Raw genomic sequence first — 11,958 nt, 5'->3', positions numbered from 1 at the left:
TGCGGGCGGCGTCTCTCAAGGTGCCCGCGCGCGGCCGCGCGGGCGTCGCGTTGCGCGCGTCATGACGACTTGCGCACGCGCAGATACCAGTCGCACAGGAGCCGCACCTGCTTGGGCGTATAGCCCTTCGCGACCATCCGGTTCACAAAGTCTTCGTGCTTGCGCTGTTCCTCCGCCGAGCCCTTCGCGTTGAACGAAATGACCGGCAACAATTCCTCCGTGTTCGAGAACATCTTCTTTTCGATCACGACGCGCAGCTTCTCGTAGCTGACCCACGCCGGGTTCTTGCCGCCGTTCGCCGCCCGCGCGCGCAGCACGAAATTCACGATCTCGTTGCGGAAATCCTTCGGATTGCTGATGCCCGCCGGCTTCTCGATCTTCTCGAGCTCCGCGTTGAGCGCCGCGCGGTCGAAGCTCTCGCCCGTGTCGTGATCGCGGAATTCCTGATCCTGGATCCAGAAGTCCGCGTACGTGACATAGCGGTCGAAGATGTTCTGGCCGTATTCCGAATACGATTCGAGGTACGCCGTCTGGATCTCCTTGCCGATGAACTCCGCGTAGCGCGACGCGAGCAGGTCCTTCACGAACGACAGATATTTCTGCTCGGTTTCCGGCGGGAACTGCTCGCGCTCGATCTGCTGCTCGAGCACGTACATCAGGTGCACCGGGTTCGCCGCGACTTCCGTCGAATCGAAGTTGAACACGCGCGACAGGATCTTGAACGCGAAGCGCGTGGACACGCCCGTCATCCCTTCGTCGACGCCCGCGTAATCGCGATACTCCTGGTACGACTTCGCCTTCGGATCGGTGTCCTTCAGATTCTCGCCGTCATACACCTGCATCTTCGAAAAGAGGCTCGAGTTCTCCGGCTCGTGCAGGCGCGTGAGCACCGAGAGCTGCGCCATCATCTTCAGCGTGCCGGGCGCGCACACGGCCTCGGCGAGCGACGAGTTGCGGATCAGCTTCTCGTAGATCTTGATCTCCTCCGACACGCGCAGGCAGTATGGCACCTTGACCACGAAGATCCGGTCGAGCAGCGCCTCGTTGTTGCGGTTGTTGCGGAACGCCTTCCATTCGGACTCGTTCGAGTGCGCGAGGATGATGCCGTCGAACGGGATCGCGCCGAAGCCTTCCGTGCCCTTGAAGTTGCCTTCCTGAGTCGCGGTGAGGAGCGGGTGCAGCACCTTGATCGGCGCCTTGAACATTTCGACGAACTCGAGCAGGCCCTGGTTCGCGAGGCACAAGCCGCCCGAGTAGCTGTATGCGTCGGCGTCGTCCTGCGCGTATTGCTCGAGCTTGCGGATGTCGACCTTGCCGACGAGCGACGAGATGTCCTGATTGTTCTCGTCGCCGGGCTCGGTCTTCGCGATGCCGACCTGCCGCAGGATGGACGGATAGCGACGCACGACGCGAAAGCGCCGGATGTCGCCGTTGTATTCGTGCAGGCGCTTGACCGCCCACGGACTCAGGATGCTCTTCAGGTAGCGGCGCGGAATGCCGTATTGCTCTTCGAGGATCGGGCCGTCTTCGTCGTAGTCGAACAGGCCGAGCGGCGATTCGTTGACGGGCGAGCCCTTGAGCGCGTAGAACGGCACGCGCTCCATCAGTTGCTTCAGGCGCTCGGCGATCGACGACTTGCCGCCGCCCACCGGACCGAGCAGGTAGAGAATCTGCTTCTTCTCCTCGAGCCCCTGCGCCGCGTGGCGGAAATAGGCGACCACCTGCTCGATCACCTCTTCCATGCCATAGAATTCGCGGAACGCAGGGTACACCTTGATGACCTTGTTCGCGAAAATCCGCGACAAGCGCGGATCGTTGCGCGTGTCGATCTGTTCCGGCTCCCCGATGGCCGCCAGCATGCGTTCGCCGGCAGCGGCGTACGCCGATGGATCGTTCTTGCAGAGCGCGAGATACTCCTCCAGCGAGAACTCTTCCTCTCGCGTTTTTTCGAAGCGGTTCGCGAAGCTGCTATAAATATCCATGCTACCTCCTCGCCTGAGTCTGAAGACGATCTTGCCTTCGTATAGATCGTGTCGAAGCAGGACCGTTCGATTTCATCCTAAACCCATTTACTTTTTTTTTCACGAACTACTTCAACGGCCTCGCAGCGGTTTTCAACATTGCGGAAAACGCTGCTTGGAAAGCACTTTCCGCTGCCCTAGAATGGTTCTCCCGCTTCGCACCAACACTGCATCGGCGCTCTCCATTCAGGCAGCGAATCGTCTCGTCCGTTGACGTTCCGGCGCTCGCCGAACCCCTCCCCGCTTCTTTCCACCGCTTCTTTCCATACACGCACGACACGCCGATTGCGACGACAGCGTGAACGCGCCGTTACAAATTTTTTTGCGGTGCGCGCAACAGCGTGATGCCCGTGACGTCGATGCGGACGATTGCGCGCGGTGGACGCGCGTAGGCGACATGCGCGTAGGCGACGTGCGCGTGGGCGACATCGCGAATCGGCGGACATCGCGACGCTTCTTAGCGCCGAATATCGAGATAACGATGCCGACCTCCTCGCGCATCGCGCAACGCCTGCTGCGTTTCGCGCGACGAATCCGCGAGCGGCCGGTCGCGATGCGAAAACGCCCGCTGGTGGCGGGCGTCGTCGTTCAATCAAATTGGGGATAGATCGGTGTCCGATACGTTTTCCCGTTCATGTCAGAAGGTCTCCCAATCGCCGTCGCTCGCGGCGGACGCCGCGGCAACCGGCGCGGCGCGCGGCGCAGGCGCGGGTTTCGGCTTGGCCGCCGCCGCGGCCGTGGGCGCGGGCGCAGCCTTCGCGGCCGAAGCGGACGGTGCGGACGGTGCGGACGACGCGAGCTTGAGCGCCGCGTGCGCCGCCGCCACGGCCGGCGCGCCGGAAGACGCGGCGGCACGCGCCGGCGCAGCCGCGCTCACCGCCGCCCTGTGCGCGACGTGCGCGACGCCGGCCGCTGCCCGCGCCGGTGCATGCGGCGCGTCATCGCGCGCATCGCCGTCTTCGACGCGGAACACCGAGACGGTCGCGCGCAGCCGCGCGGCCTGCTCGTCGAGCGATTGCGCGGCCGCCGCGGCCTCCTCGACGAGCGCCGCGTTCTGCTGCGTGACTTCGTCCATCTGCGACACGGCGCGCGACACCTGGTCGATGCCGGTGCTCTGCTCGTCCGACGCCGCCGCGATCTCGCCCATGATGTCGGTCACGCGTTGCACCGCGCCGATCACCTCGCTCATCGTGCGGCCTGCGTCGTCGACGAGCGTCGAGCCCGCGCGCACGCGCTCGACCGACGTATCGATCAGCTCCTTGATCTCCTTGGCGGCCGTCGACGAGCGCTGCGCGAGGCTGCGCACCTCGCCCGCGACGACCGCGAAGCCGCGCCCCTCCTCGCCCGCGCGCGCCGCCTCGACGGCTGCGTTCAGCGCGAGAATGTTGGTCTGGAACGCGATCCCCTCGATGATCGTGATGATGTCGGCGATCTTCGCGGAGCTCTGGTTGATGTCGCCCATCGTGCCGACGACCTGGCCGACGACCGCATTGCCCTTGTTCGCGATCTCCGACGCGCTCGCGGCAAGCGCGCTCGCCTGCCGCGCGTTGTCCGCGTTGCGCCGCACCGTGCCCGTCAGCTCCTCCATGCTCGACGCCGTCTCTTCGAGCGCCGCCGCCTGCTGCTCGGTGCGCGAGGACAGATCGACGTTGCCCGCCGCGATCTGCCTCGCCGCCGTCGCGATCGACTCGCTGCCGACGCGCACCGAGCGCACGGTGTTGGCGAGGCTCGCCTGCATCTTCGCGAGCCCTTCGAGCAGCAGCCCCATCTCGTCGCGCCGCGCGACGACGATCGGGCGGCGCAGCTCGCCCGCGGCGATCGCGTCGAAGTGGCCGAGCGCGTCGGCGAGCGGCCGCGCGATCGCCGCGCGCAGGCTCAGGAAGCAATAGAGCGAGATCGCGAGGCCGAGCACGAGCGCGACGATGCTGGCGATCCGGCTCGCCGCATATACGCTCTGCGCAGCGCTGAAATTGAGGCTCGCCTGCTTGAGCTGAAACGTGCGCAGCGCCTCGCTCGCGAGCGAGAAATCGTTGAACACGCTCTGCATCCGCTTCGCGGACACGATGATCCTGTCGTGATCGTTCGCGTTGATGAGCTCGACGAACCCGTCGAGCTCGCGCTGCAGGATCTGCCGTTTCGACGCGACGTCCTGCGCGAAGCGGTCCTCCTCCCCGTTGCGCGGCAAGTCGAGGTACTTTTTCCACCATGAATCGGAGACTCCGCGCATGTTGCGCGCGCGCTCGATCGTCGGCGCGGCGTCCGGCGTGCCCGCGAGGAGCGCCGCGCGGTCGAGCACGAGGCGCTCGCGCGCGGCGAACAACTCGGCGCTCGCAACGTCGATCGCGCTCGGCAACTGGTTCGACGAGGTTTGCTCGTTCGCGTCGTTGGCCTGACTCATGCCGATGAGGCCCAGTGCGCCGACGACGCACAGCAGGACGGAAAGGAGCGCCATCGTGACGGCGAGACGCGTCCTGATCGAGATGTTCTTCAGCAGCATGGTTCTTCCTGTGATGCGTCGCAAAGACGAAGGCGGCGGCCCGCAACGGCGAAACGCTTGCTCGGCTACGCCTGGTTTACGGCTTTCGACAGGAAGACTTGATCCGGGCGGGCGTCCGTGTGAAGAAAATCCCGTTCGCCACGGCCACCGGGTTCGACATTTTTCTTTCTTTTTCCTGACGAAGCCCGGTGCGGCGTGGCGCGCGTCAGGACGGGTCCGGCGCGAACGCGTCGAGCTCGGCGAGCGTCGGAATCGACGGCTGCGCGCCCGCGCGCGTGACCGACAGCGCAGCCGCGCGCTGCGCGAACCGGATTGCGTCGTGCGGCGCGTCGCCCGCCGCGAGCCGTGCGGCGAAGCCGCCGATGAACGTGTCGCCCGCGGCCGTCGTGTCGACGGGCGCGACGCGCGGCGCCGGGTAATGGCGCGCGGCGCCGTCCGCCGTCAGCGCGAGCACGCCCTGGCCGCCCAGCGTGACGATCACGTTGCGCGCGCCCGCCGCCGCGAGCGCGCGCGCGGCGGCCTCGGCGCCCGCCGGGTCGCGCACCGGCAGCCCGGTCAGCGCGGCGGCCTCGATCTCGTTCGGGATCAGATAGTCGACGAGCGGCAGCCAGTCGGCGGGCAGCGGCCCGACGGCGGGCGCCGGATTCAGCACGACCGTCTTGCCGAGCCGGCGGCCGGCGGCGAGCGCCGCGCGGACCGCGGCGTCTGGCGTCTCGAGCTGGCAGATCAGCACGTCGGCCGCGGCGAGCGCCGCGCCGTGCTCGGCGATCGATTCGGGCGTCACCTCGCCGTTGCTGCCGGCAACGATCACGATCGCGTTCTGGCTCGCATCGTCGACGACGATGAGCGCGACGCCCGTCGTCGCCGTCGTGCTGACCGACAGCGCGTCGCAGTCGATCCCCTCGGCGACGAGCCCCGCGCGCAGCGCGGCGCCGTGCGCGTCCGCGCCGACCCGGCCGAGCATCGCGACCTGCGCGCCGAGCCGCGCGGCCGCGACCGCCTGGTTGCCGCCCTTGCCGCCCGCCGCCTGCGCGAACGAGCGGCCGGCGAGCGTCTCGCCCGGCTGCGGCAGCCGCGGCGCGCGCACGACGAGGTCCATGTTGAGGCTGCCGACCACCATCACCCTGCCGGCGCGCGCGGGCGCGGCCCGCCCGGCGGCGCGTTCGACGGCGGCCGTCATCCTCGATATCCGGCGTCGGCCGGCTCCACGTAGACGGTCGTCGATTCGCGCAGCACGAGGCGCGGCGATACGACGCGCCGGCGCTGCGGCGCGCCCGACGCGCCGCAGCCGATCCGCTCGATCAGCGTCTGCGCGGCCATCTCGCCCAGCGCGCGCACCGACTGGCCGACCGTCGACAGCGCCGGATACGTGTAGCGCGACAGCTCGATGTCGTCGAAGCCGATGATCGAGCAGTCCGACGGCACGCGAATGCCGCGCTCGGCGGCCGCGCGCAGCGCGCCGAGCCCCATCAGGTCGTTGCCTGCGAAGATCGCGCTCGGGCGCACGGTGTCGAAGAGGCGCACGGCCGCGTGATAGCCGCCGATGCACGAAAAGTCGCTTTCGGCGATCGCGCCCGGCACGATGTCGATCCCGCGCTCGGCCATCGCGCGGATGAAGCCGTGCACGCGCATCGCGCTCACCGCGGTCGACACGGCGCCCGTGATGCAGCCGATCTTCGCGTGGCCGAGTTCGAGCAGGTGGCGCGTGGCGAGATACGCGCCGCGCTCGTGGTCGATCTGCACGAGATCGGCCGCGAGCCCCTCGATGTTCCGGTCGACGACGACGAGCGGCTCGCGCGTGTCGGCAAGCGACTGCGCGAGCACCGCGTCGTCGCCCGCCGACGCGATGATGAGCCCGTCGATGCGCTTTTCCTGCAGCACGCGCAGGTAGTTGCGCTGCTTCTCGGGATCGTCGTCCGAGTTGCACAGGAACACGCAATAGCCGGACAGCGCGCACTGGTCTTCGATGCCGCGCGCGAGCTCGGCGAAGTACGGGTTCGTGCTGTTCGGCACCACGAGGCCGATGGTGGCCGTCGAGCGCGCCTTCAGCGAGCGCGCGACGGCCGACGGCACGTAGTTGAGCTCGCGGATCGCCCGCTCGACCTTGGCCCGCACGTCGGCCGACACGGGCCGCGAGTTGTTGACCACGTGCGATACCGTCGTGAACGATACGCCGGCGATGGCCGCCACATCCTTGATCGTCGCCATTCCGATTCTCTCTGGTTCGTTGTTCTTTGCTATCCCCGCGCGCGCCGGCTGCGATACGTGTCGAGCACGACGGCCACGACGATCACGGCGCCGGTGATGATGCGCTTGGTCGGTTCGTTCGCGCCGATCTGCGCGAGCCCTGCCGCGAGCACCGAGATGATCAACACGCCGAAGAACGTGCTGACGACCGAGCCGCGACCGCCCATCAGGCTCGTGCCGCCGATCACGACGGCCGCGATCACCTGCAGCTCGAGGCCCGCGCCCGCGTTCGGATCGGCGGCTTCGAGCCGGGAGATCTGGAACAGCGCGGCGAGCCCCGCGAGCGCGCCCATCAGCGCGAAAACGATGATTTTATACGGCCTCGGGTTAACCCCGGCCAGTCGCACCGCTTCCTCGTTCGTGCCGATGCCGACGAGATAGCGGCCGAACACCGTGCGCGCGAGCACGAACTGGGCGACGGCCATCACCGCCACCGCGATCAGGAACGCGGGCGAGATGCCGAGCGCGATCGGGTTCGACAGGAAATCGAATGCGTCGCCGATGTAAGCGGTGCGCGAATTCGTCAATTGATACGCGACGCCGCGCGCCGCCTCGAGCACGCCGAGCGACACGATGAACGACGGAATCCGCCAGCCGACCGTCACCGCGCCCGTGAGCGTGCCCGTCGCGGCGGCGGCCGCGACGCCGGCGAGCGCGGCGGGCAGCGGCGGCCACTGCCAGCGCAGCGCGGCGACGCTCACGACCGACGCCGCGAGCGCGAGCACGGAGCCGACCGACAGGTCGATTCCCGCGATGATGAGGACGAAGGTCATGCCGACCGACAGCACGACGAGATCGGGAATCTGATTCGCGATCGTGCTGAACGTGTCGTACGTGAGGAAATGCGAGCTGAGCATCGAGAAGAGCGCGATCAGCGCGAGAAGCGCGAGCGCGAGCCCGACATAGTTCGACAGGCCGAGCCGCACGCCGGCCGGCTTCGCCGTGACGGCCGCCGCCTGCCCGGACGGGCTATCGGCGTGTCGGTCGATGGATCGGTCGTTCATCGTGAAAATCCTGGGTGTTGCTGTCTCGATTATGGATGAGGGAGTGGGCCGCGCGGCGGCTTCGGAGCCGCGTCGGGCGCGGCCGCTACGCGGCGCTTCGCGCGTCGCCGGGCGGCTGCAATGCCGCGTCGCGGCGCGCGTAGCCGGCGAACGCGGCGGCGAGGAGCGCGTCCTGCGTCCACGCGCCGCGCTCGAACACGGCGTGCATCCGCCCCGCCGACATTACGCCGATCCGGTCGCAGATCAGCATCAGCTCGCGCAGGTCGCTCGACACGACGACGATCGCGCGGCCCTCGCGCGCGAGCGCGTCGAGGAGCGCGTAGATGTCGAACTTCGCGCCGACGTCGATCCCGCGCGTCGGCTCGTCGAACAGCAGCACGCCCATGTCGCGGCCGAGCCAGCGGCCGATCGCGACCTTCTGCTGATTGCCGCCCGACAGCTCCGCCACCGGCTGCGCGGGGCCGCGCGCGCGGATGCGCAGCGTATCGATCCGCCGCGCGGCGAGCGCGTTTTCCCGCTCGCCGTCGACGACGCCGCCGCGCGCGACGCGCGCAAGCTGCCCGAGCGACAGGTTCGCCGCGATCGACTGCGGCAGCAGCAGCCCCTCGCCCTTGCGGTCCTCGCTGACGAGCGCGATGCCGTGGCGCACCGCGTCGGCGGGCGAGCGGATCGCCGCGGGCCGCGGCGGATCGCCGACCGACACGGCGCCGCCGTCCGCCGCGTCCGCGCCGTAGATGAGCCGCAGCAGCTCGGTGCGCCCCGCGCCGATCAGCCCGGAAATGCCGAAGATCTCGCCCGCGCGCACGTCGAACGACACATCGCGCACCGCGTCGCCGCGCGACAGCCGCTCGATCCTCAGGCGCGGCGCGCCCGGCGCGCGCGCGCCGTGCACCGCCTGCTCGGCGATCTCGCGCCCGGCCATCAGCGCGACGAGCCGCTCGACCGGCTGCGCGTCGATCCGGTCGACATGCACGAGCCGGCCGTCGCGCAGCACCGCCACCCGCTGCGCGACGCGCGCGAGCTCCTCGAGCCGGTGCGAGATGTAGACGAGCGCGACGCCGTCGGCCTTCAGCCGCGCGATCTGGTCGAACAGCAGCTCGACTTCGCGCGCGGTCAGCATCGCGGTCGGCTCGTCGAGGATCAGCACGCGGCAGTCGCCCGCGAGGCTCCGCGCGATCTCGACCATCTGCTGATGACCGATCCCGAGCGCGCCGACGGGCGTGTCGGGATCGAGCGAATCGAGCCCGACGCGCGCCATCGCCGTGCGCGCGTCGGCCGCGAGCCGCCGGCGGTCGATCACGCCGAACCGGTGCGGCAGGCGGTCGAGAAACAGGTTCTCGGCGACGGTGAGCGTCGGCACGAGGTTGAGCTCCTGCATCACCATCCGCACGCCGAGCGCCTCCGCATGCGCGCGGCTTTGCGGCGCGTACGCGGCGCCCGCGAGCCGCATCGCGCCCGTCGTCGGCGCGACGAGCCCGGCGACGATCTTCGACAGCGTGCTCTTGCCCGCGCCGTTCTCGCCCGTCAGCGCGAGCGCCTCGCCCGGATGGAGCGTGAGCGACACGTCGGCGAGCACGGGCTCGGCGTAGGTCTTGCCGATGCCGGTCACGACGAGCGTCGGCGTAGTCGACGTAGGCGGCGTATCAGGCGTCGAATCTGGGTCGGTCGAATCCATCGCGATCCTGGTGAAAAACGGTCGTCGCGATCCGCGCGAGCCGCGCGGACGTGGACGCGAGGTGGCCGCGGTCACGCTCTGACCTGATATCGGCCGCCTCGCGGCGTTCTTGAGCGGCGCGGCGCGCGCCGCCGCGCCGGATTACGGCTTCGTCACGAGATCGACGGGCGTCGCGACGACCCCCGTCATGTCGGCCTGCTTACGATGCTCGGCGAGCGCCTTGAGCGCCGTGTCGATGCCGAACACGGCCTGCTTCGCCGCGTACTGGTCGGCGGTCGCGAGCACGCGGCCGTCCTTGAGCATCGGCTTGATCGCGTTGATGTTGTCGTAGCCGACGACGTACACCTTGCCCTGGCGGCCCGCCGCGCGCACCGCGGACACGGCGCCGATCGCCATGTTGTCGTTGCCGCAGAGGAGCGCCTTCAGGTTCTGGTATTCGTTGAGCATCGCGGACGCGACCGCATTGCCCTTGTCGATCTCCCATTCGCCCGACTGCACCGACACGACCTTCGCGCCCGCCGCCTTCATCGCGTCCTGGAAGCCCGCGGTGCGCTGCTGCGCGTTGGTGGTCGTCGGCACGCCCTCGACGATGCCGACCTGGTCGCCCGCCTTCAGCCGCTTCGCAAGATGGTCGCCGACCATCCGCGCGCCCTTGCGGTTGTCCGGGCCGACGAACGGCACGTTCAGGCTCTTCGACTTGAGCACGTCCGGATCGAGCCGGTTGTCGATGTTGACGACGACGATGCCCGCGTCAACGGCCTTCTTGACGACGGGCACGAGCGCCTTCGAATCGGCGGGCGCGAGCACGATCGCGTCGACCTTCGACACGATCATCTGCTCGACGATGCGGATCTGGCTCGCGGTGTCCGTTTCGTCCTTGATGCCGTTCGTGACGAGATCGAACTGGCTCGCGTTGTGTTTCTGGTATTCCTTCGCGCCGTTCTCCATCGTGAGGAAGAACTCGTTGGCGAGCGACTTCATCACGAGGGCGACCTTCGGCTTGTGCGCGGTCTCGGCGCGCGCGACCGAGAACGGTCCGGCAGCGGCGACGGCGACGCAAACGGCCGCGGCGGCTAGCACGCGGCGGCGGAGGCTGACATCCATGCGACTCTCCTGGCAGTGGTTGTGGTCCCGGACGGATCGAGTGTCGTTTTCACGACGAGCAAACGTTTGCTCAGACCAAACCGACAAAGCGTTTCAAGCATCTGCGCCACGAAGGGAATACGTCGGAAGAGACTGCCTGCGTACGGTCGGCCGCGCAAACTGCGCATCCCGGTCCTTTTTCTTGATATCGGGAGCGCCTATCGTCAGCCTTTTCTTCGCATTACGCAACGCCGATTCGGGCATTTAAGGGTTTGTGCGGAGCCGACCCGGACAGGAAAACGACAGTCGGCGCGACGGGAAGTCAAGCGACGAAGCGCGCGGCGAAGAGCGAAGGAGGAACGGCCGACTCGAAGAAGCCGGCATGCCGGGTGCGGCAAGGCCGCGGCCGCGCGGCCCCGCCGCCCGCGCCCGGCGCTCAGGCCGCCGCTTCCCGCAATTGCCCGGCGATCTCGCTTTCGGACAGATGCGGCGCGAACATCTCGATCAACCGGTACGCGTACGCGCGCAGGAACGCGCCGCGCCGCAGGCCGACGCGCGTCGTGCTCGCTTCGAACAGGTGCTGCGTGTCGAGCGCGACGAGCCCCGTGTCCCGCTGCGCGTCATACGCCATCGCGGCGACGACGCCGATCCCCATCCCGAGCTCGACGTAGGTCTTGATCACGTCCGCGTCGATCGCCGTCAGCACGACGTCCGGCACCGCGCCCGCATTCGCGAACGCCTGGTCGATGTGCGAGCGGCCGGTGAAGTCCTGGTCGTACGTGATGATCGGATACTCGGCGATGTCGTCGAGCGACACGTTCTCGCGGCCGACGAGCGGATGCCCCTTCGGCACGACGACGACGTGATGCCACGAATAGCACGGGAACGTGGCGATGTCCGGATAGCGGTCGAGCGCCTCGGTCGAGATGCCGAGATCCGCCTCGCCGTTCAGGATCATCTGCGCGATCTGCTGCGGGCTGCCCTGGCGCAGCGCGAGATGCACCTTCGGATAGACCTCCGTGAACTGGCGGACCACCTTCGGCAGCGCGTAGCGCGCCTGCGTATGCGTCGTCGCGACGACGAGGTGGCCGCTGTCCTGATCCGCGAACTGGCGCGCGACGCGGCGCAGGTTCTCCGCGTCGAGCAGCATCCGCTCGATCAGTTGATGGACCGCCTTGCCGGGCTCGGTCAGCCCCGTCAGGCGCTTGCCGCGGCGGATGAAGATGTCCACGCCGAGCTCGTCCTCCAGATCCTTGATCTGCTTCGACACGCCCGACTGCGACGTGTACAGCACGTTCGCGACTTCCGTCAGGTTCATGTTCTGCCGCACCGCTTCGCGCACGAAGCGCAACTGTTGGAAATTCATGGGTAGCCTCTCGGGCGATGTCCTTGTTGGTCTGTGAAATCCGCATGCGCGAAGCGCTCGCCGGC

The 11,958-nt window shown here is 68.4% G+C and carries 9 protein-coding genes; 1 reads left to right on the top strand and 8 read right to left on the bottom strand.

Annotated elements, in window-relative coordinates; all coding sequences use genetic code 11:
* Positions 1-59: 59 nt before the first annotated feature.
* Positions 60-1,982 carry a PrkA family serine protein kinase gene (locus WS92_RS19340; protein WP_006026634.1) on the bottom strand — a complete coding sequence of 641 codons (1,923 nt, stop codon included), beginning with the start codon at positions 1,980-1,982 and terminating at the stop codon, positions 60-62.
* Between the two features lie 337 nt (positions 1,983-2,319).
* On the opposite strand from WS92_RS19340, the gene WS92_RS35905 reads away from it, so the two are divergent.
* The gene (locus WS92_RS35905; RefSeq protein WP_156443019.1) at positions 2,320-2,628 is read left to right on the top strand and encodes a hypothetical protein; all 309 of its coding nucleotides are present in this window, start codon (positions 2,320-2,322) and stop codon (positions 2,626-2,628) included.
* A gap of 30 nt (positions 2,629-2,658) precedes the next feature.
* On the opposite strand, the gene WS92_RS19330 is transcribed toward WS92_RS35905, so the two are convergent.
* The 7 genes from WS92_RS19330 to WS92_RS19300 form a co-directional block, all read right to left on the bottom strand.
* The gene (locus WS92_RS19330; RefSeq protein ID WP_059934246.1) at positions 2,659-4,518 is read right to left on the bottom strand and encodes a methyl-accepting chemotaxis protein; all 1,860 of its coding nucleotides are present in this window, start codon (positions 4,516-4,518) and stop codon (positions 2,659-2,661) included.
* A gap of 205 nt (positions 4,519-4,723) precedes the next feature.
* Positions 4,724-5,698: a ribokinase gene (gene rbsK / locus WS92_RS19325; protein WP_059934244.1), complete on the bottom strand. Its 975-nt coding sequence runs from the start codon at positions 5,696-5,698 to the stop codon at positions 4,724-4,726.
* Positions 5,695-6,726: a LacI family DNA-binding transcriptional regulator gene (locus WS92_RS19320; RefSeq protein WP_009912507.1), complete on the bottom strand. Its 1,032-nt coding sequence runs from the start codon at positions 6,724-6,726 to the stop codon at positions 5,695-5,697. The genes rbsK and WS92_RS19320 overlap by 4 nt, the downstream gene beginning before the upstream one ends.
* Before the next feature lie 29 nt (positions 6,727-6,755).
* Positions 6,756-7,769, bottom strand: coding sequence for an ABC transporter permease (locus tag WS92_RS19315; RefSeq protein WP_006026629.1), 1,014 nt, complete (start codon positions 7,767-7,769; stop codon positions 6,756-6,758).
* 85 nt (positions 7,770-7,854) lie between these two features.
* The gene (locus WS92_RS19310; RefSeq protein WP_059934242.1) at positions 7,855-9,444 is read right to left on the bottom strand and encodes a sugar ABC transporter ATP-binding protein; all 1,590 of its coding nucleotides are present in this window, start codon (positions 9,442-9,444) and stop codon (positions 7,855-7,857) included.
* Between the two features lie 141 nt (positions 9,445-9,585).
* Entirely contained in the window at positions 9,586-10,548 is a 963-nt protein-coding gene (locus WS92_RS19305) for a sugar ABC transporter substrate-binding protein (protein WP_059934240.1), read from the bottom strand.
* Positions 10,549-10,963: 415 nt separating this feature from the next.
* Positions 10,964-11,893 carry a CysB family HTH-type transcriptional regulator gene (locus WS92_RS19300; RefSeq protein WP_006026626.1) on the bottom strand — a complete coding sequence of 310 codons (930 nt, stop codon included), beginning with the start codon at positions 11,891-11,893 and terminating at the stop codon, positions 10,964-10,966.
* Positions 11,894-11,958 lie beyond the last annotated feature (65 nt).

Origin of the sequence: Burkholderia sp. MSMB1588 (assembly GCF_001546925.1) — a bacterium.
In the GTDB taxonomy this organism is placed as follows: domain Bacteria; phylum Pseudomonadota; class Gammaproteobacteria; order Burkholderiales; family Burkholderiaceae; genus Burkholderia; species Burkholderia humptydooensis.
The sequence above is the reverse complement of the archived record's forward strand: the minus strand, read 5'-3'. Positions and strand labels throughout refer to the sequence as shown.